Here is an 18,431-nt window from a genome sequence, read left to right on the forward strand (position 1 = left end):
CAGGACTGCGGCGGCGTGGCGGTGTTTTCCGCGCGGTCGCCACTGCGGAAGCTGACGTAGGCTTCGCCACGAAGTTCCTGCAGGAAGCGGTTGTACTCGTCTTCCAGCTTGCGGCGGCCAATGGTCTCGCGGACCTGGGCACGCTGGTTGTCGTTGGTCACGTCAGTCTGGCGAGTGGCCACGCGCTGCAGGATGTGCCAACCGGCATCGGTGCGGAACGGCTGGCTGACGCCGCCGTCCTGGATGGCGGCCACCTGCTGGCCAAAGGCCGGACCGAACGCATCGGCCGGGAACCAGCCCAGATCGCCGCCCTGGCCCTTGCTGTTGTTGTCCTCGGAGGACTCCTTGGCCACGGTTTCGAAGTCCGCGCCACCGGCAATGCGGGCACGCAGGGTATCGATCTTGGCTTTGGCGGCCGCGTCGGTCTGATGATCGTCCACGCGCACCAGGATGTGGCGACCGTGGTACTCGGTGACGGTGCTGGCGCCAGCGGTGGCGCTGGCATCACGCACTTCCACCAGCTTCAACAGCTGGAAGCCGCTGGGGCCACGGATCGGGCCGACCACTTCGCCGGGCTTCATCTTTTCCATCATCTGCGCGAAGGCCTGCGGGATTTCATCCAGGCTGCGCCAGCCCAGGTCGCCGCCTTCCAGCGCGTTGGGGCTGTCGGAATAGCGCACGGCCGCCGCGTTGAAGTCCAGCTCTCCCTTGTCCAGCAGGGCCTTTACGCCATCGGCCTTCTTCTGGCCGGTGGCGATCTGGTCGGCGTTGGCGCCGTCCGGCAACGCGACCAGGATGTGCGCCAGGTGGTACTGGTTGCCTACCGTGGCCTGCTGCTTCAGCGCGGCATCGACTTCACCCTCGCTGACGCTGATGCGGCTCTGCGCGAAGCTCTGGCGCAGGCGCTGCACGGTGATCTCATCACGCACCGAGGCGCGGAAATCGTTGAAGTCGATGCCGTCATGGGCCAGGCGCTGGCGCAGGGCGTCCAGGTTCGAACCGTTCTGCTGGGCGATGGAGTTCATCGCCTGGTTCAGCTCCTGGTCGCTGACCCGGATGCCGCTGCCCTGGGCACGGGCTACCTGCAGCTTGACCAGTACCAGGCGCTCGAGCACCTGGCGGCTGAGCACGTCTTCCGGCGGCAGCTGGTTTTCGCGGCCGGCGTACTGCGCCTTGATGTTGGCGATCGCACGCTGGAGCTCGCTCTGCAGGATCACGTCCTCATCGACGACGGCGGCGATGCGGTCAAGCGGCTGCGCCTCCTGGGCAAGCACCTGCAGGGGGGCGGACACGCTGGACACCGCCAGCAGCGAGGCGAGAAGAACGGGGAAGCGCTTGGTCATGGGATCAGGTTCGGATCGTAGTCATCCCGGGTCGCCCCGGTGTTGCTGGGCGGCACGAGATAGAGGTCGTCGCGGTTATAGCCGAGGATAGCACGGCGCAGAGTGCGGTCCGTGTCCTGGCCGATGGAGCTCAGGCCCTTCAGGACGAACTCCACCTGGATGGAGTTGTTCATCTCGCCTTCGCGATTGCGGACATAGCGGCGGCCGACCACACGCACGGCCAAGCAGCAGCTGTCCCACTGGACACCGCCGATGATTTCCAGCGGCTCCTTGTCCTGCAGCGAGTAGTAATAGCGGCCGACCAGGCTCCAACGCGCATTCAGCGGGTACAGGAACGACAGGTCGGCCTGCTCCAGCAGGGTGCGGTCATGCTTGTTGGCACCGGGCAGAGCACCGGCATTGATGCGGTAGCGGTAGCTCAGGTTGACCACGCCGTCGTTGGGCATCAGGTAGCGGGCACGGACGCTGGCCAGATCCTCGCGCTTGTACTTCGGGTCCCACTGGTAGGTGGCGCCCAGGGTCCAGCGGTCGTTGATCATGTAGTTGCCGTCGGCGATCCAGGCTGACTTGCCCTTTTCCACCGGGGCGCCGCCGGGGGTGGTGGTCACCCGCGACTCATCGAAGTACTGGATCTGGCCGATCGAGGCCGAGAAACGTTCCTTGCCGGTGGTCTGGTCGATGAACCGGGTGCTCACCGCCAGGGTCAGCTGGTTGGCGTCGTTCTGGCGGTCGGCGCCGGTGTAGCGCGAGTCGCGGAACAGCTGGCCCCAGCTGAAGGTGAAGTCACGGGTGTCGAAGATCGGCAGCTCGTCCTGGTTGCGGTACGGCGTGCGCAGGTAGAACAGGCGCGGTTCCAGGGTCTGCAGGAACGACTTGCCGCGGATGCTGGTTTCGCGATCGAAGAACAGGCCGGCGTCGATGCTGCCGATCGGCAGGCTGCGGCTGGGCGAGGTATTGCCGCGCAGCTGCTCGGGCGTGGCCGTGTTCGGGTCGATGCCCTGCGAACGCAGGATCTGGGCCTGGATGCCTCTCACACCATCCACCAGACCTCGGTCCAGCTGATAGGCGGTGTAGCGGTAGGCCAGGGTCGGGGTCACGTACCAGGCCGCGCCGCTGATCGGGAACGACACATACGGCTTCACGTCCAATCGCGAACCACCGCTGACACCGACGCCGTCGGTCCACTGCACTCCGTTGCGGGTGTACTGCAGATCCTTACCGGTGCCGACGGCGTTTTTGAAGTTGATGTCGTCGTGGGTGAAGCGCACCGCTTCGGCGTAGATGCCGGCTTCCAGCCAGGGCCGGACCGGCTTGTCCCAGTTGAAGTACAGGCGCGGCTGGCGGTTGTAGGGCAGGGCGCGCTCGTCGAGCGTGTAGTCGGTCAGCTGCCAGCGGTCGGCCATGATGCCGGCCGTCCAGTTCGTGCCGGTGCCATACAGGCCCACCGTGCTCTGCAGGTTGGAGGCGGTCACCCCCACCAGGCGGTTGGCGAAATCCTCGACATAGCGCTCGTCGCTGACCCAGGCCAGGTTGGCGCGGGCCTGCCAGTGGCTGTCCACGTTGTGGTAGCCGGTGAACATCACCCGGCCGCGGTCACGGTCACGCAGGCGGTCGTTGGGCATGAACGAGGTCAACACCTCGCCGCGGCCGCCGTTGTAGAGGTAGCGGAACTCGTTGTCGAGCAGCAGGCCGCGCCGGCTCATGTAGCGCGGGGTCAGCGTGTCGTCGTAGTTCGGCGCCAGGTTGAAGTAGATCGGCTGGGCGTAGTCGAAGCCGTTGCGCCCGGACATGCCCAGCTGCGGGAACAGCAGGCCGGTCTTGCGGCGGTCATCGATCGGGAACTTGAAGTACGGCGCCCACAGCACCGGCACCTTGCCGATGCGCAGCACGGCGTTGCGCGCGGTGCCGAAGCCCTCGTCGTTGTCCACTTCGATCTGCGGCGCCGACAGCTTCCACACCGGCTGCGAGGGGTCGCAGGTGGTGTAGGTGGAGCGGTGCATCTGGCCGACCGCACCCTGCAGGTCGACCGACTCGGCATCGCCGTTGCCCCGGCGCGACACCAGCTGGTACTTGATGTCGGAGATCTTGTGGGTATCGCTTTCCTGGTTGCCTTCGGCACGCTTGGCGACCATCCGGATCGACCCGTCCTGGTAGCGGACATTGCCGTCGGCGATGTAGTTGCCGGTCTCGGTGTCGAAGCTGAGCTTGTCGGTACCGACGAACTGGTCACCCCGGCGCAGCGCCACGTTGCCCTCGTACTGCGGCACGGTGGTGGTGCCCAGCAGCTGGTCACCCTCGATGTCGGTCGGCTGCTGCTCGCGGGCGGCCGCGGCGGCAGCCTTGTCCTGGGCCGGAACCGGGGTGGGGGCGTCAGTGAACGCGGGAATGACGTCGGTGGCCGGGCACAGGCCCCAGTTGAGCGGCTTTTCATCGGCCATCGCCGGCAGGCTGATGGCGATGCTCAGAGGCAGGGGAAGCAGGCGGAGGGCTCGGCGCACGCGGTTCGGATTCGGGCGAAAACGGACGGTAGCTTGCCCCATCCCTTGCATAGGGGCAATGAAGGACGCCGGAGCCTGCCGGTTCGGGTTCATCCGGCGGAGGTGCCCACGGACGGCGTGAGCAGGGTCTGGACATGGGCCACGCTGCACTCGGCCAGGGCCTGCAGGTCGTAGCCACCCTCCAGCATCGAGACCATCCGGCCGGCCGCGTGACGGCGTGCCAGCGCGTGCAGTTCACCGGTGATCCAGGCGAAATCGTCGGTCTCCAGCATCAGGTCCGCCTGCGGATCACGCAGGTGGGCGTCGAAGCCGGCCGAGATCAGCAGCAGCTGCGGGCGGAAGTCGTCGATGGCCGGCAGCATCTCGTCGGCCCAGACATTGCGGAAGCGGAAGCCACCGCTGCCCGGCGGCAGCAGGATGTTCATCAGGTTGCCGGCACCGCGGTCACGGCGCAGGCCGGAATTGGGGAACAGCCCGGCCTGGTGGGTGCTGTAGTACGAGACCCGGGCGTCGTGCTGGAAGATGTCCTGGGTGCCGTTGCCGTGGTGGACGTCGAAGTCGACCACCGCGATCCGTTCCAGGCCGTGGCGGTCGCGGGCATAGGCGGCGGCGATGGCGATGTTGTTGAGCAGGCAGAAGCCCATCGCCGTGCTGCTGGTGGCGTGGTGGCCCGGCGGGCGTACCGCGCAGAAGGCCAGCGGGTCGTCGCCCAGCATCACCGCATCGACCGCGGCCACGCCGGCACCGGCGGCGTGCACGGCGGCGCTGGCCGAGCCGGGTGAGGTCCAGGTGTCCATGTCCAGCTGGCGCAGCGGTGCGGTCTGCGGTTGCAGCACGAAGTCGAGCAGGGCGCTGTCGTGGACCCGGGTCAGTTCACCGAACTTGGCCGGTGGCGCTTCGCGCCACTCCAGCTGGCCGGGGAACGCGGTGTGCAGCGCGTCCAGCACATGCTGCAGGCGTTGCGGGCACTCCGGGTGGCCGGGGCCGGGGTCGTGCAGCAGGCAGGACGGATGGGTGTAGACCAGCATCGTGCAGGCTCAGCGCTGGCGCTGCTGTGGTTGCCACAGCGCTTCGCCCTGGCCGTCGGCACGGGCCAGCACCCGGGCCAGCACGAACAACAGGTCCGACAACCTGTTCAGGTACTGCAACGCCTCGCTGCGCACGGCCTCGTGGCGGGCCAGGGTGACCGTTTCGCGCTCGGCGCGGCGGACGATGGTGCGGGCCAGATGGCAGCGCGCGGCGGCTTCGCCGCCGGCCGGCAGGATGAATTCCTTCAGCATCGGCAGGTCGGCGTTGTAATGGTCCAGCTGCTGTTCCAGGGCCGAGACATCGGCGGCGTGGATCGCGGCGTGGCCGGGGATGCACAGTTCGGCGCCCAGGTCGAACAACTGGTGCTGCAGATGCACCACCAGCGCGCGCACATCCTCGGGCAGGGGCACGGCCAGCAGCAGGCCGAGCGCGGCATTGGCCTCGTCGACGGTGCCGTAGGACGCCACCCGGGCATCATCCTTGGGCACGCGCTGGCCGTCACCGAGGCCGGTACTGCCGTCGTCGCCGGTGCGGGTGTAGATGCGCGAGAGGCGATGACCCATGTCGCGGCTCAGTGGCGGATGTCGCGGCGGGCCTGCTGGAGCTTCAACACCTGCTCCACGGCCAGCTGCAGGGCGGCGGCCAGCGCCACGTAGATCGCCGTGGTGCGCAGGTAGGGGCCGAACCACTGCGCGTAGTTCTGTGCCCAGCCGGCCAGGGTCGGCTCGGCCACGTTGCTGCTGGTCCAGTAGAAGCCGCCCTGCGCCAGCAGGTGGCAGACCGCCACCGAGGCGACCAGCAGCAGCGCGCCCTTGGCCAGTACCGGCCAGCGCGCGCTCTGGTAGTTGCGGCCCAGCAGCATGCCGCCGGCCCACAGCGAGAAATAGGCCGGCAGCAGCAGCCAGTAGCCCGGCGACACGCAGTAGTGCTGCCAGAAGTCCAGGCCGCTGCTGCGGATCACGATCCAGTCCACCAGCACCGCGAACACCATCAGCAGCGGGAACGCCCAGCGCGTCCAGCGGGCCAGGTAGAAGCCACCGATGAAGAACACCGCCCATGAGGCATCGGGGATCGCCGCGAAGTGATTGACACGGGTCGCTGCCAGCACCAGAACGAGCACGGACAGGACGAAGGCGCGGTTGGCAGTGTCGGACATGGTGGCGGGCCCGGAGCGGATTCAGGTTTCATTCTAGCCCGCCGCGCGGGTTGGCGCAGGACCGGCCGTTCGGCGTACAGACGGGGCGAGCGCGTATCATGAACGCATGAGTGAACGACATGACGTGCTGATTGTCGGTGGTGGCCTGGTCGGCGCCAGCCTGGCCATTGCCCTGGACCGCCTCGGCCGCGACGTGGGCCTGCTCGAGGCCAGCCCGGCCGGCGAGCTGCCGGTGGTGTTCGACCAGCGCAATCTCAGTTTCGCCGCTGCCACCGTCAATGCGCTGACCGCGCTGGGGGTGATGCAGAAGCTGGCGATGGCACCGGGCCCGATCCGGCGCATCCACGTCAGCCGTGCCGGCGATTTCGGCCGTGTGCAGCTGGAAGCGGCCGATTACGACCGGCCTTGGTTCGGCCAGGTGGTGGTCGCCCGCGACTTCGGCCAGGCGCTGGAAGGGCGGCTTCAGGAGCTGCCGCGGCTGCGCCGTTACCGGCCGATGCGGTTCCTGGGCCTGGGTGAAGTGGTCGACGGCTACCGCCAGGTGCGGGTCGCCGATGAGGCCGGCGAGCGCGTATTGCTGGCACGGCTGGTGGTGGGTGCCGACGGTACGACCAGTGGCGTGCGTGGTGCACTGGGCATCGAGGTCGACCGCCATGATTTCCAGCAGACCCTGTTCGTGGCCCGTGTACGCAGCCAGCGCGCGCCGGATGGCACCGCGTGGGAGCGTTTCACCGATACCGGCCCGACGGCCCTGCTGCCGCGCGGCGATCGTCACTTCGGCACCGTGCATGGTGTTGCGCGCGACCAGGCCGATGCGGTGATGGCGCTGGACGATGCCGCCTGGCTGCAACGCCTGCAGAACGCGATCGGCTGGCGTGCCGGCCGCCTGCTCGAGTCCGGCCCGCGCAGCGCCTACCCGCTCATCCAGGTGCTGGCGCGTGCGCTGGCCGGTGAGCGCACGGTGCTGCTGGGCAATGCCGCGCAGACCATTCATCCGCTGGGTGCACAGGGCTTCAACCTGGGCCTGCGCGATGCGCTGACCCTGGCCGAGCTGCTGGAGGATGCGCATGAAGATGCCGGCAGTGATGCACTGCTGCAGGCCTATGTCGCGCGCCGCGAGGAAGATCGCCGGCAGACGGTGGCGTTCTCCGGCGGCCTGGCGCGCCTGACCAGCAACCCGGCGCCGCTGATGCGGCCGCTGCGCAGCCTCGGCCTGGTGGCCGCGCAACGCGCATCGGTGCAGTCGATGCTGGTCGGTGGCGCGATGGGCTTCCGCGGCGAAGTGCCGCGCCTGTGCCGCGGAGAAGCCGCATGAGCCGGCGCATGCGCCTTGATGTGGCCATCGTCGGTGGTGGCGTGGTCGGTGCCGCGTGCGCGCTGGCGCTGGCCGATGCCGGCCTGTCGGTTGCGCTGGTGGAAGGTCGTGAGCCCGCGCCGTGGCAGGCCGCACAGCCTGACCTGCGCGTGTTCGCCTTCGCTGCTGACAACGTACAACTGTTGAACCGCCTGGGCGTGTGGCCGGCGATCGTGCAGGCCCGCGCCTGGCCCTACCGGCGCATGCAGGTGTGGGATGCGGCCGGTGGCGAAGATCTGCTGTTCGATGCCGATCGCTTCGGCCGTCGTGAACTGGGCTACATCGTCGAGAACGGCCTGCTGCAGGATCGGCTGTGGGCGGCGTTGCCGGCGGCGGGCGTGCAGCTGCACTGCCCGGCGCGGGTGGAAGCGCTGGAGCAGGACGACGACGGCGTGCGCCTGCGCCTGGATGACGGTCGTCGCCTGGAAGCGGCGTTGGCGGTGGCCGCCGACGGCGCCGAATCGACCCTGCGCCAACTGGCCGGGATCGAGGTTGAAAAGCATGACTACCACCAGCGTGGCGTGGTGGCCTACGTGGACAGCGATCTTCCCAACCAGGCCACCGCCTGGCAGCGTTTCCTGCCGAGCGGGCCGCTGGCGCTGCTGCCGGTGGCCGAGCGCCGCAGCTCGATCGTCTGGACCCTGCCCGAGGACGAGGCGGCGCGCGTGCTGGCGCTGGACGAAGACAGCTTCAACCGCGAACTGACCCGCGCCTTCGCGGCGCGGTTGGGTGAGCTGCGGCTGGCATCACCGCGCGCAGCCTTCCCGCTGCGCCGCCAGCTGGCCCGTCACTACGTGGCCGGCCGCGTGCTGGCATTGGGTGATGCCGCGCACGTGGTGCATCCGCTGGCCGGGCAGGGCGTGAACCTGGGCCTGCGCGATGTGGCCGCCCTGCAGCAGTGGCTGGCGCCGTCGGCCGAGCGCCGTGGCCAGCCGCGGCTGTCGCCGCAGCGCCTGCAGCGCTGGGCACGCGAACGGCGCAGCGACAACCACATCGCCGCCTACAGCTTCGATGCGATCAACCGCCTGTTCTCCAACGACGAAATGCACCTGACCCTGGCCCGCGGTCGGGCGCTGGGCTGCGTCGGCAAATGGCCACCGCTGGTGCAGGCATTCTGGAAGCGCGCCGCCGGGGTGTAGCAGAATGCAAACCGCTCTGGTGGGTGCCCGACGTCAGTAGATCCACGCCATGCGTGGATGAAGATCGCGCTGGATCAAAAAGGGGACGGAGGGGATTAAGTCGTTTGTGCCACAAACGACTTAATCCCCTCCGTCCCCTTTTTCAGTCGACCAGCCAGCCGGCCAGGTCGGCACGATCCAGCTTGCCGCGACGCTTCACGTCCAACGCATTGAACTCATCGGCCAGCGCCGGATTCGCCTGCGCTTCCTCGCGGCTGATGAAACCATCGCCGTTCACATCCAGCGCAGCGAAGTGGATGCGGTACTGGCCAACCACGCTGCTCGGTTCCAGCGAACGCACGGTCACCTGCGCCTCGCCGGCCGGCTGCGGAATCTCGACGCTGCCGCTGACCCGGCCCGCATCCAGCGGTTGCTGGCGGATCGCGCCGCCGGTGGGGCCCAGCGGCTGGCTTTGTGCCGGGGTGTGCGGCAATTGCTGGGCCACCGCTGGTGCGGCGGCCAGCAGGGTGATCAGCAGCGGAATCGTTCGATGTCGCATGGATGCTCCTCCCTCTGCAGCGCCGGGGTATGCCCGGCGGACGTGATGGCGTCAGCGCAGTGGCGACGCCAGTACGGTGATCTCCTCACGGTCGTGATAGAGCTGCTTGGCACGCACCACCAGCGGCTTGCCGGCCTGGTCCTGGAACAGGTCCAGGCACAGGCGGGTTTCGTCCCAGCGCTTCTTCATCGGCAGCTTCAGGTTGAAGATCGCGTGCCGGCACCAGCCTTCGCGGAACCAGGTGGCCATGCGTTCGGCCACGCGGCGCGGCTGCTCGACCATGTCGCAGACCATCCAGTCCAGCGGCTGTTCCGGATGCCAGTGGAAGCCATCGGCGCGCAGGTGCTCGACCAGGCCGGTGTCCAGCACGTGCTGGCGCAGCGGGCCGTTGTCGATGCTCAACACGTGCATGTGCTGGCGGGTCAGCACCCAGGTCCAGCCGCCGGGGGCGGCACCCAGGTCGGCCGCACGCATGCCGGGCTTGGCCAGTGCTTCGCGTTCTTCCGGCGTCAGCAGGGTCAGCAGTGCTTCGTCCAGCTTCAGCGCCGAACGCGAGGGTGCTTCGGGCAGCAGCTTCAGGCGCGGGATGCCCAGTGCCCACGGCGCGCTGTCGGCCGGGTCGGCCACGCAGACGAAGGCGTGGGTGCCGTCGACGAACACCACGTGCAGGCGCGGCAGGCGGTTGCTCGGCTTGTCAGTCAGCTTGCCGGCCTTGCGCAGCGCCGGGCGCAGTGCGTTGCCGAAGGCGCGGGCCAACCCGGACAGCGGCTTGCCGGCGTCCGAGTCCGGGTGTTCCACCCACAGGTCGCCGAAGCGCGGCGCATCGGCCAGCACGTCGAGCATCGGGGTAATACGGTCGGCCGGGTCCAGCTGCGGCAGCTCGGCCAGCACCACCAGCTTCTGCCGCGCGAAAATCAGCTCGCGCCAGCGCAGGCGCGGCGCCAGCGCGGCGGCTTCGTCGCACATGAAAAGCACGTAGCCATCATTGCGCTGGGTGCGCGCGTAGCCGGCGAAACCGGCTTCACCGGCGCGGAACTGCAGCTCGCCGGCCAGCTCGGGCTCGAAGCCCTGCCGGCACAGGCACAGCAGGCCGATGCCGGTCTCAGTAACGGGCGCCATCGCTTTCCCCATAGGCGCGCAGCACGCTGCGCGCGGCGTCGCGGTTCAGGCCCTGCACCACTTCGATGCCACGCTTGTTGAGCTCGCCGACCCAGTCGGCCGGCAGCGGGCCTTCATCGAACGGGGTCAGTTCCTCGACGTCGGCCGAGTTGGCACCGATCAGCAGGCGGTCGATGCCCGCCCACACGGTAGCGCCATAGCACTGGCAGCACGGCTGCGAACTGGTGGCCAGGGTGACCGGCGACAGCACCGCGTTCAGGCGCGGGGTCTGCAGGCGCTGCTGGGCCAGCATGTAGGCCATGTTCTCGGCGTGCGCCAGCGAGGTCGCGTGCGGCATCACCCGGTTCACGCCGGCGGCGATGACCTTGTCGTCCGGTCCGAACACCACGGCACCGAACGGACCGCCACTGGCGTGCTCGACGTTCAGCCGCGACAGCTCGATCGCCAGCGCGACCTTGGCCTCATCGCCCGGATATCGACGATCCAGGTCGATCTGGTCGTGGATCCAGGCGGGAAGGGTCAGGTGGACTTGCGCGTACAGCATCGCGGGGGTGCCTCGTGTGGGATGGGAAAAAGTGCGGTTGCTTGGGGAACCGGCGCGCAGTGTAGCCGCACGGGCCTGTATCGGGTGTGGGCGTGGGTCAGCCTGGCGAGCCGGTGCGGATCACCACGTACTGCTTGCGGAACTCCAGCCCGGCCTGCGGCCAGCTGGCCGCGTAGGCGCGCAGCAGGGGCAGGGCGGCGGCGAAGTCGTGGCCGTTGACCCGGCAATCGGCCTCGCACAGGCCGTCGGCATCGCGCGAGGCGAACAGGCGGATGGCGAGGAATTGGCGGGCTTTCAGCAGCTCGTCGAAGGCCTCCATGCTGCGGGTGAACAGGCAGCAAGGGCAGGATCCATGATCGTCTTCGCTGCAGGTGGAGGCATCCACTTCCTGTGCACGGTAGTGCGCCAACGGCCCCAGCACTACAGTGCGCTCGTGTTCCTCGCCATTGTCACCGGCCGGATAGGTCAGGCCCATCATCGGCAGGCCCTGTGCGTCTTGGGCGCCGATCGCGGTCTGCAGGGTCACCAGGTCCACCCGGGCCCAGGCCTGGAAGCCGGACAACAGCGATGCCTGCTCATCGGCACCATTTGCGTGCTGGTACTCGAACAGGCCATCGGCGAACAACTGCGGATGCTGGCTTTCGATGACGGTGGAGGTCTGCCAACCACCGTTGTCGCGCGCGTGTGCGGCCATTGCATGCGGGGTCAGGCGCAGGCCGCTGTCCAGCAGCAGCGCGTTGCCGTCGACGTGGCTGGCGACGCCCGCGTCCTGAAGGACCTGCTGCAGCAGCGGGAGGAGAGCGGCGGAGGTCGTGGTCATGTCAGGCCTGTGGGGTGGATGGGGTGGAACATCCAGGCAGGGCCTGGGCATCTAGCGGTCGAGCGCGTCGAGTTCGGCGCGATATCGCTGCGCGTCGGATTGCTGCTGCGGATCGTTGCCGTGGTCGCGCAGCCAGCTTTCCAGCTCGCGGCGATAGTCCGCGCGGAAATCGGCATTGCCCGGGCTGAAATGCAGCTTGCGTGCCGCCACCTCCACCCGCTCGCGCGCGCTGGCCCGGGCCTGGGCGACGCCGTGCGGGGATTCATTGGTGAGGATGACGAAGTTGCGTGGGAAGCCCGGCGTGTACTTGACCACGAACGGCTGGTCGCGCGCCGGGATACGGATGGCGTTTTCCAGCGGCCACAGCGAAGCGGTGTTGGTGTGGAACACCACGTCCACGTCGCGGCCCTCGGCGGTACGCAGCACCCCTTCGTAGCGCCAGATGTACTGCTCGTTGAGCGTGGAGCTGGTTCGCTCGGCCTTGACGATCACCGCTTCACCACGCTCGCCCACCACGTTGAGGAAGGTGGCGTTGAGGAAGTGGCCGAGGAACATGTTGAGCATCGCCAGCGGGAACACCACGATGGCGTAGCCCGGAAAGCGCCGCCACCACGAGACCAGCCCGGCCAGCACCATCGCTGCAAAGAACGTCAGCAGCGGATGCTGCGAGATGAACCAGAACAGGACGGAGAGGGCGGTGATCATTGTCGATGGTGTGCGGGCGCCGTGCTGGCGCCCGCGCAGGTCCTCAGGCCGACCAGGTATCGCGCAGGGTCACGCTGCGGTTGAACACCGGCTTGGCTTCGGTGTGGTCGCGGCGGTCGGCGACGAAGTAGCCGGTACGTTCGAACTGGAACGACTGCTCCGGCGCGGCGCTGGCCGCGGCCGGCTCGACATAGCCGGTGACGGTGCGGCGCGATTCCGGATTGAGGTAATCGCGGTAGGTCTTGCCTTCCGATTCATCATCCGGGTTCGGCACCGAGAACAGGCGGTCGTACAGGCGGATCTCGGCCGGCACGCCATGCACGGCGCTGACCCAGTGGATGGTGCCCTTGACCTTGCGGTTGGCGCCTTCCATGCCCGGACGCGATTCCGGATCCAGCCAGCCGCGCAGCTCGGTGATGGTGCCGTCGGCATCCTTGATCACTTCGTCGCAGCGGATGATGCCGGCGCCGCGCAGGCGCACTTCGCCACCCGGCACCAGGCGCTTCCAGCCCTTCGGCGGCACTTCGGCGAAGTCCTCGCGGTCGATCCACACTTCGCGTGCGAACGGCACTTCGCGGCTGCCGAAGCTCTCGTCCTTCGGGTGGTTGCTGAAGGTCAGCTGTTCTTCATGGCCTTCCGGCAGGTTGGTCAGCACCAGCTTGACCGGATCGATCACTGCCATGCGGCGCGGCGCTGCACTGTCCAGGTCTTCGCGCAACGCGCCTTCCAGCACGCTGAAGTCGATCAGCGAGTTCTGCTTGCTGATGCCCACGCGCTCGGCGAACAGGCGCATCGCGGCCGGGGTGTAGCCACGGCGACGCAGGCCCTGCAGGGTCGGCATGCGCGGGTCTTCCCAGCCGTCCACCAGCTGCTCGGTGACCAGCGCCATCAGCTTGCGCTTGCTCATCACCGTGTAGTTGATGTTCAGGCGCGAGAACTCGATCTGGCGCGGCTTGGCGGCTTCGCGCGGCAGGCCGGCATCGACCAGCGGCTGGGTCAGCGCATCGTCATGGGCGAAATCGACGTTGTCCACGCACCAGTCGTACAGCGGGCGGTGGTCTTCGAACTCCAGCGTGCACAGCGAGTGGGTGATGCCCTCGATCGAATCACCCAGCGCGTGGGCGAAGTCGTACATCGGGTAGATCGGCCACGCGTTGCCGGTGTTCTGGTGCTCGACGTGCTTGATGCGGTACAGCGCCGGATCGCGCAGGTTGATGTTGCCGCTGGCCATGTCGATCTTCGCGCGCAGGGTGCGCGCGCCATCCGGGAACTCACCGGCACGCATGCGGCGGAACAGATCGAGGTTTTCCTCGACGCTGCGGTCGCGCCACGGCGACGGGCGGCCCGGCTCGGTCAGGGTGCCGCGGTAGGCGCGCACTTCCTCGGCCGACAGGTCGCAGACATAGGCCTTGCCCTTTTCGATCAGCTTCTCGGCGGCCAGGTAGTAGGCCTGGAAGTAGTCCGAAGCATGGCGCAGCTCGTTCCACTCGAAGCCCAGCCAGCGCACGTCGTCCTGGATCGCGGCCACGTATTCCGGGTCTTCCTTGGCCGGGTTGGTGTCGTCGAAGCGCAGGTTGCAGACGCCGCTGAATTCGCCGGCGATGCCGAAGTTCAGGCAGATCGACTTGGCATGGCCGATGTGCAGGTAGCCGTTCGGCTCCGGCGGGAAGCGGGTCTTGATCGCCTGGTGCTTTCCGCTGGCCAGGTCCTCGCGCACGATCTGGCGGATGAAATCGCGCTTCTCGTGGCTGTCGGCGGGGGTCTCGGGGCTGGCGGGGGTGTGCTCGGACATGAGTCTGGGGCGAAAAAGGGCAGAAAGACCAACAGTCTAGCGCGTACGGGGCAGGGCTGCCCGGTGGGGTGTGGGGATGCCGGCCCGCGGCCGGCACTACCCAACTGCACGGCGGTCCACCTTCCGCCGGCCCGCTGCCGGCGCTACCGGAAGGTGGGTGGGTAGTGCCGGCCGCTGGCCGGCAGAACGGTCATGCGCCGTCACCACCACCATTCAGCCCCCGGGCGTATGCTGGAACCCTGTCCCACGGAGCCGCCGCATGCACATCGTGTACAAGGCCGACAACCTGTTCGACGCCCACCTGGTCAAGCACGCGCTGGAAGATGCCGGCATCCCGGCCTTCGTGTTTGGCGAGCAGCTGCTGGGCGGCATGGGCGAGCTGCCGCTGTTCGGTGTGCTGCGGGTGGGAATCCCCGATGCGGCACGCCCGCAGGCCGAGGACATCGTGGCGGCGCTGGACTTGGGCCACGCGCCGGACGCCCCCATTTCAGATGCAGACGACATAGCCGGACTTCCGGCGTAGGAGCGCATCATGTTGGGAATTGGCCAGGGCATCCTCGGCATCGGCGCCTTCAAGCAGCGCCTGCCACGCCCGGAAGAGGCGCTGCCGGGGCGTGACCAGCCGCTGCCGCTGCACAGCAACCAGCACTTCGTGAACAGCCATCCGCTGAAGGACCGTTTTGCCGGCCTGCAGCAGATCCGTTTCGCGCTGGGCTGCTTCTGGGGCGCCGAGCGCAAGTTCTGGACCGAACCGGGCGTGTACAGCACCTCGGTGGGCTATGCCGGGGGCATCACCCCGAACCCGACCTATGAAGAGGTCTGTTCGGGCCTGACCGGCCACACCGAAGTGGTGCAGGTGGTGTTCGACCCGGCGGTGGTGAGCCTGGAGCGCCTGCTGCAGCTGTTCTGGGAGAGCCACGACCCGACCCAGGGCATGCGCCAGGGCAACGACACCGGCACCCAGTACCGCTCGGCGATCCACGCTACCGACGAGGCGCAGTACAAGGCCGCGCTGGCCAGCCGCGAGGCCTACCAGGCGCAGCTGGATGCGGCCGGCTACGGCCCGATCACCACCGAGATCGTGTACCCGGCACCGGCGTACTACTACGCCGAGGACTATCACCAGCAGTACCTGGCGAAGAATCCGAACGGCTACTGCGGCATCGGCGGCACCGGCGTGAGCTGCCCGATCGGGTTGGATGTGGAGGCGCCGCGCTGACGCGCGGTGGTCCGCCTGCGGCGGGCAACGTCAACGGCTGAAAGCCAAGGCCAAAGCCAAAGCCAAAGCCAAGCGGCTCTGGTTTGCTGTGAGTTTGGCGGGACGGGTGCAGATGGCGGGACACGCCGTAAACCCGTCCTTGGGGGCTCGGCCACGGCATCCATGCCGTGGACGGTCCCGCCATCTGCACCCGTCCCACCTTCGACAGTTTTCCGGTGACGGTGGGCGAGAGCATTGGTTACTGACGAACTGAAGAAAAACAAAAAGGACGCGGCGTTCGCCGCGTCCTTTTTGTTTGATCCTGCAGTGCTTTCTGTAGAGCTGAAGGCAGCGGCAGGAGCCGCTGCCAACGTCGCTTGCGCGACGGCCCGGAGGGTGCCGGTCAGGACGACCGGCACAGCCATGCTCGGCTGCGAGCAAGCGAAGCGCGCGACCCACTGTTGCTCTTCTTTCTTTCTTCCGTGGCGGGCGGCCGCAGGAAATTGTCAGAGGGCGGGCGGGTTGGGTTCGCGGGGGTGTCCGCGGCATGGATGCCGCGGCCAAGCCCCCATGGACGGGTTCACGGCGTCCCCCGCGAACCCAACCCGCCCGACCCAGCGCGGCTTTTGCTCTAGCAGTCAGTCGAGCAAGCTCGACTCTACCGACCCGCCACGAGGGGCTCAGCCGTTGGCCGGAATCACAGTGCCGCGCGGATCCGCTCGCGCAGTGCTTCCAGATCCTTGGCAAACGCCTCGATGCCGGTCGCCAGCTTCTCGGTGGCCATCGGATCGGCCGCCAGGTCCGCCGCGAACTTCGCCGCATCGATCGGGGTCACCGCCGCGCCGTCCGCTGCAGCGGCCACCAGCTTGCGCGGCAACTCGCCGTGGTCAGCGTCCAGCTTCTCCAGCAGGTCCGGCGAAATCGTCAGGCGGTCGCAGCCGGCCAGCGCTTCGATCTGCGCGGTCGAACGGAACGAGGCACCCATCACCACCGTCGGCGAACCGCGGCGCTTGAATTCGGCATACACGCCACGCACGAACTTCACGCCCGGGTCTTCGTCGATGGTGGCCGGGGTCTGGCCGTTGGCCACGTACCAATCGAGGATACGACCGACGAACGGCGAGATCAGGAACGCGCCGGCTTCGCTGCAGGCCAGCGCCTGGGTCGGGTTGAAGATCAGGGTCAGGTTGCAGTCGATGCCCTCGGCCTGCAGGATGCGCGCGGCTTCCACGCCTTCCCAGGTCGCGGCGATCTTGATCAGGATCTTCTCGCGCGGCACGCCGGCATCGGCGTACATCTGGATGAACTGGCGGGCCTTGGCCACGGTGGCGGCGGTGTCGTGGGCCTGGTCGGCGTCCACTTCGGTGGACACGCGGCCCGGCACCAGCGTGCTCAGCAGCGCGCCGACGCCGATGGTCAGGCGGTCGGCCACGGCGTGCACCACGGCTTCGCGGTCGCCACTCTGCTGGCGGCCCCAGGCCAGTTCGCGTTCGATCAGCTCGGCGTAGACCGGCAGGTCCAGCGCTTTCTTCACCAGGGTCGGATTGGTGGTGCAGTCCACCGGCTGCAGGCGCTTGATCGCCTCGTAGTCACCGGTATCGGCAACGACCACGGACAGTTCGCGCAGCTGGGACAGTTTGGACGGGGTACTCATTACGGCTCCTGGTGCAGGGGAATCGAATCGCGCGCGGTGCGCAGCGGTAATCAGGGGCGGTCGTTGTGGACCGCGGTCACGCGCAGGCGCAGCTTGCGGCCGCCGGGCGCGTTCCAGTCGATGCTCTGGCCGATCGAAAGGCCGAGCAGGGCACTGCCGACCGGGGCCAGCACGGAAACCTTGCCTTCATCGACGTTGGCTTCGCGGGGGAAGACCAGGGTCAGGACGTGCTTCTCGCCCGACACTTCATCTTCGCACTCCACGCGCGAATGCATCATGACGATGCCTTCGGGAATCTGGTCCGGTGCCAGCACGGTGGCCCGGTTGAGTTCTTCAGCAAGCGCGAGCGCGGCAGGCGTCTGGCTCAGCGCAGGGGATTCGAGCATGGCGTCCAGGCGGTCCATGTCGAAGGTGGAAACGGTGATCGACGGCGGCAGGCCGCTGGCGGTACTCATGGTGAAGCTCCTTGGTTGAAAGCCATGCAAAAGGCGGCACCTGCTGGCGCCGCCTGTCTGTATTGTGGGGACAAATGCGGCCGGAATCGACTCCTGCCGATTCCAGGCCGGTGCTGCGGGGGTTCAGCCGTTCAGGGCGGGGCCGGGCAGGGCGGTCGCTTCGCCGGTGGCATTCACCGCATCAAGGGTGAACAGCGCCTGCGGCAGGCGCTTGAACTGGTCGGCCAGTTCCATCAGGAAGTCGTTCATGGCCGAGCTGCGGCGCCAGATCATGGCGATGCGACGGCTGGGACGGCCCTCGCCGGTGAAGTCGAGCAGGCGGATGTTGTTCGAGCGCGGCACCGGCGGCTGCACCGACAGGCTGGGCAGCAGGGTGATGCCGACATCGGCGGCAACCATCTGCCGCAGCGTCTCCAGGCTGGTGGCGCGGAACTCGGACTTCTCGTTGGCGCCGAACAGGCGGCACACTTCCAGCGCCTGGTCGCGCAGGCAGTGGCCATCTTCCAGCAGCAGCAGCTTCTGCGTGGCCAGTTCCTGCACATCCAGGTGTTCGCGCCGGGCCAGCGGGTGGCGCCCGGACACCGCCAGCAGGAACGGTTCCTCGAACAGGAACTCGGCATGCAGCTGGTCGTCGATCACCGGCAGCGCCAGCAACGCAGCATCCAGCTTGCCTTCGCGCAGGCGGTCCAGCAGCACGTCGCTCTTTTCCTCGACCAGCAGCAGTTCCAGCTCCGGGAAGCGCTCGCGGATGCGTGGGATCACATGCGGCAGCAGGTACGGACCGAGGGTCGGGAAGATCCCCAGGCGCACCGTACCGGCTTCCGGGTCACGGCTGCGTCGCGCCGCTTCCTTCAGCTGCTCCACTTCGGACACGATCACCCGTGCCCGTGCCGCCGCTTCCTGGCCGGCCGGGGTCAGCATCACCTTGCGCGGTGCGCGTTCCACCAGCGGCAGGCCCAGTTCTTCTTCCAGCTTGCGGATCTGCGTGGACAGCGTGGGCTGGCTGACAAAGCAGGAGGCGGCAGCCCGGCCGAAATGCTTGTGGTCGGCCAGGGCTACCAGGTACTTCAGATCACGTAGGTTCATC

At 67.9% G+C, this 18,431-nt stretch carries 17 protein-coding genes and 1 pseudogene; 4 read left to right on the forward strand and 14 right to left on the reverse strand.

Going from position 1 to position 18,431, the window contains the following annotated elements; genetic code table 11:
• Nucleotides 1-14 precede the first annotated feature (14 nt).
• The 5 genes and pseudogenes from Q9Q79_RS03530 to Q9Q79_RS03550 form a co-directional block, all read right to left on the reverse strand.
• Nucleotides 15-1,343, reverse strand: a pseudogene (locus Q9Q79_RS03530) (peptidylprolyl isomerase); the annotation flags it as partial.
• Nucleotides 1,340-3,841, reverse strand: coding sequence for an LPS-assembly protein LptD (gene lptD, locus Q9Q79_RS03535; protein WP_080334831.1), 2,502 nt, complete (start codon nt 3,839-3,841; stop codon nt 1,340-1,342). The gene lptD and the pseudogene Q9Q79_RS03530, both read right to left, overlap by 4 nt.
• An 89-nt stretch (nt 3,842-3,930) precedes the next feature.
• Nucleotides 3,931-4,869 (reverse strand): histone deacetylase family protein, encoded by a 939-nt coding sequence (locus Q9Q79_RS03540; RefSeq protein WP_138969801.1) that lies wholly within the window; start codon nt 4,867-4,869, stop codon nt 3,931-3,933.
• 9 nt (nt 4,870-4,878) lie between these two features.
• Entirely contained in the window at nt 4,879-5,433 is a 555-nt protein-coding gene (locus Q9Q79_RS03545; protein ID WP_005408144.1) for a cob(I)yrinic acid a,c-diamide adenosyltransferase, read from the reverse strand.
• Between the two features lie 8 nt (nt 5,434-5,441).
• The gene (locus Q9Q79_RS03550; protein WP_005408145.1) at nt 5,442-6,026 is read right to left on the reverse strand and encodes a hypothetical protein; all 585 of its coding nucleotides are present in this window, start codon (nt 6,024-6,026) and stop codon (nt 5,442-5,444) included.
• A 106-nt stretch (nt 6,027-6,132) separates the two neighbouring features.
• Here Q9Q79_RS03550 and ubiH point away from each other — a divergent pair, with 106 nt between their 5' ends.
• Nucleotides 6,133-7,341 (forward strand): 2-octaprenyl-6-methoxyphenyl hydroxylase, encoded by a 1,209-nt coding sequence (gene ubiH / locus Q9Q79_RS03555; protein WP_062607755.1) that lies wholly within the window; start codon nt 6,133-6,135, stop codon nt 7,339-7,341.
• Nucleotides 7,338-8,519 carry a UbiH/UbiF family hydroxylase gene (locus tag Q9Q79_RS03560; RefSeq protein WP_005412304.1) on the forward strand — a complete coding sequence of 394 codons (1,182 nt, stop codon included), beginning with the start codon at nt 7,338-7,340 and terminating at the stop codon, nt 8,517-8,519. The genes ubiH and Q9Q79_RS03560 overlap by 4 nt, the downstream gene beginning before the upstream one ends.
• Before the next feature lie 142 nt (nt 8,520-8,661).
• Here the strand turns inward: Q9Q79_RS03560 and Q9Q79_RS03565 are convergent, their stop codons facing one another.
• The 6 genes from Q9Q79_RS03565 to Q9Q79_RS03590 all read right to left on the reverse strand — a co-directional run bounded on the left by Q9Q79_RS03565 (nt 8,662) and on the right by Q9Q79_RS03590 (nt 14,037).
• On the reverse strand, nt 8,662-9,057 hold the full coding sequence (locus Q9Q79_RS03565) for a hypothetical protein (RefSeq protein WP_005408148.1): 396 nt from the start codon (nt 9,055-9,057) through the stop codon (nt 8,662-8,664).
• Nucleotides 9,058-9,108: 51 nt separating this feature from the next.
• A complete protein-coding gene (rlmM, locus tag Q9Q79_RS03570) occupies nt 9,109-10,176 on the reverse strand; it encodes a 23S rRNA (cytidine(2498)-2'-O)-methyltransferase RlmM (RefSeq protein ID WP_060380613.1) in 1,068 nt (355 codons plus the stop codon).
• Nucleotides 10,160-10,720: a nucleoside deaminase gene (locus Q9Q79_RS03575; RefSeq protein WP_004154307.1), complete on the reverse strand. Its 561-nt coding sequence runs from the start codon at nt 10,718-10,720 to the stop codon at nt 10,160-10,162. The genes rlmM and Q9Q79_RS03575 overlap by 17 nt, the downstream gene beginning before the upstream one ends.
• 97 nt (nt 10,721-10,817) lie before the next feature.
• Nucleotides 10,818-11,540, reverse strand: a complete 723-nt coding sequence (locus tag Q9Q79_RS03580; RefSeq protein WP_033834175.1) for a DUF6348 family protein — start codon at nt 11,538-11,540, stop codon at nt 10,818-10,820.
• 51 nt (nt 11,541-11,591) lie between these two features.
• A complete protein-coding gene (locus tag Q9Q79_RS03585) occupies nt 11,592-12,245 on the reverse strand; it encodes a membrane protein (protein WP_012479203.1) in 654 nt (217 codons plus the stop codon).
• Between the two features lie 43 nt (nt 12,246-12,288).
• Nucleotides 12,289-14,037, reverse strand: coding sequence for a glutamine--tRNA ligase/YqeY domain fusion protein (locus tag Q9Q79_RS03590; RefSeq protein ID WP_060380611.1), 1,749 nt, complete (start codon nt 14,035-14,037; stop codon nt 12,289-12,291).
• Nucleotides 14,038-14,296: 259 nt separating this feature from the next.
• On the opposite strand from Q9Q79_RS03590, the gene Q9Q79_RS03595 reads away from it, so the two are divergent.
• Together Q9Q79_RS03595 and msrA are read left to right on the forward strand one after the other, a co-directional pair.
• Nucleotides 14,297-14,560, forward strand: a complete 264-nt coding sequence (locus Q9Q79_RS03595) for a DUF2007 domain-containing protein (RefSeq protein ID WP_005408153.1) — start codon at nt 14,297-14,299, stop codon at nt 14,558-14,560.
• Nucleotides 14,561-14,590: 30 nt separating this feature from the next.
• On the forward strand, nt 14,591-15,256 hold the full coding sequence (gene msrA, locus Q9Q79_RS03600) for a peptide-methionine (S)-S-oxide reductase MsrA (RefSeq protein ID WP_049418682.1): 666 nt from the start codon (nt 14,591-14,593) through the stop codon (nt 15,254-15,256).
• A gap of 676 nt (nt 15,257-15,932) precedes the next feature.
• Here the strand turns inward: msrA and Q9Q79_RS03605 are convergent.
• The 3 genes from Q9Q79_RS03605 to Q9Q79_RS03615 all read right to left on the reverse strand — a co-directional run bounded on the left by Q9Q79_RS03605 (nt 15,933) and on the right by Q9Q79_RS03615 (nt 18,430).
• A complete protein-coding gene (locus tag Q9Q79_RS03605) occupies nt 15,933-16,889 on the reverse strand; it encodes a transaldolase (RefSeq protein ID WP_049450146.1) in 957 nt (318 codons plus the stop codon).
• A 50-nt stretch (nt 16,890-16,939) separates the two neighbouring features.
• Nucleotides 16,940-17,344 (reverse strand): nucleoside diphosphate kinase regulator, encoded by a 405-nt coding sequence (gene rnk, locus Q9Q79_RS03610; protein WP_005408156.1) that lies wholly within the window; start codon nt 17,342-17,344, stop codon nt 16,940-16,942.
• Nucleotides 17,345-17,467: 123 nt separating this feature from the next.
• Nucleotides 17,468-18,430 (reverse strand): LysR substrate-binding domain-containing protein, encoded by a 963-nt coding sequence (locus tag Q9Q79_RS03615; protein ID WP_005412310.1) that lies wholly within the window; start codon nt 18,428-18,430, stop codon nt 17,468-17,470.
• Between the last annotated feature and the right edge of the window lies 1 nt (nt 18,431).

Origin of the sequence: Stenotrophomonas sp. a6, assembly GCF_030913325.1 — a bacterium.
In the GTDB taxonomy this organism is placed as follows: Bacteria; Pseudomonadota; Gammaproteobacteria; order Xanthomonadales; family Xanthomonadaceae; genus Stenotrophomonas; species Stenotrophomonas maltophilia.

Coding starts and splice junctions, on each gene's coding strand:
- Q9Q79_RS03540 (WP_138969801.1), bottom strand. CDS start 4,869: ATGCTGGTCTACACCCATCCGTCCTGCCTGCTGCACGACCCCGGCCCC.
- Q9Q79_RS03545 (WP_005408144.1), bottom strand. CDS start 5,433: ATGGGTCATCGCCTCTCGCGCATCTACACCCGCACCGGCGACGACGGC.
- Q9Q79_RS03550 (WP_005408145.1), bottom strand. CDS start 6,026: ATGTCCGACACTGCCAACCGCGCCTTCGTCCTGTCCGTGCTCGTTCTG.
- ubiH (WP_062607755.1), top strand. CDS start 6,133: ATGAGTGAACGACATGACGTGCTGATTGTCGGTGGTGGCCTGGTCGGC.
- Q9Q79_RS03560 (WP_005412304.1), top strand. CDS start 7,338: ATGAGCCGGCGCATGCGCCTTGATGTGGCCATCGTCGGTGGTGGCGTG.
- Q9Q79_RS03565 (WP_005408148.1), bottom strand. CDS start 9,057: ATGCGACATCGAACGATTCCGCTGCTGATCACCCTGCTGGCCGCCGCA.
- rlmM (WP_060380613.1), bottom strand. CDS start 10,176: ATGGCGCCCGTTACTGAGACCGGCATCGGCCTGCTGTGCCTGTGCCGG.
- Q9Q79_RS03575 (WP_004154307.1), bottom strand. CDS start 10,720: ATGCTGTACGCGCAAGTCCACCTGACCCTTCCCGCCTGGATCCACGAC.
- Q9Q79_RS03580 (WP_033834175.1), bottom strand. CDS start 11,540: ATGACCACGACCTCCGCCGCTCTCCTCCCGCTGCTGCAGCAGGTCCTT.
- Q9Q79_RS03585 (WP_012479203.1), bottom strand. CDS start 12,245: ATGATCACCGCCCTCTCCGTCCTGTTCTGGTTCATCTCGCAGCATCCG.
- Q9Q79_RS03590 (WP_060380611.1), bottom strand. CDS start 14,037: ATGTCCGAGCACACCCCCGCCAGCCCCGAGACCCCCGCCGACAGCCAC.
- Q9Q79_RS03595 (WP_005408153.1), top strand. CDS start 14,297: ATGCACATCGTGTACAAGGCCGACAACCTGTTCGACGCCCACCTGGTC.
- Q9Q79_RS03605 (WP_049450146.1), bottom strand. CDS start 16,889: ATGAGTACCCCGTCCAAACTGTCCCAGCTGCGCGAACTGTCCGTGGTC.
- rnk (WP_005408156.1), bottom strand. CDS start 17,344: ATGAGTACCGCCAGCGGCCTGCCGCCGTCGATCACCGTTTCCACCTTC.
- Q9Q79_RS03615 (WP_005412310.1), bottom strand. CDS start 18,430: ATGAACCTACGTGATCTGAAGTACCTGGTAGCCCTGGCCGACCACAAG.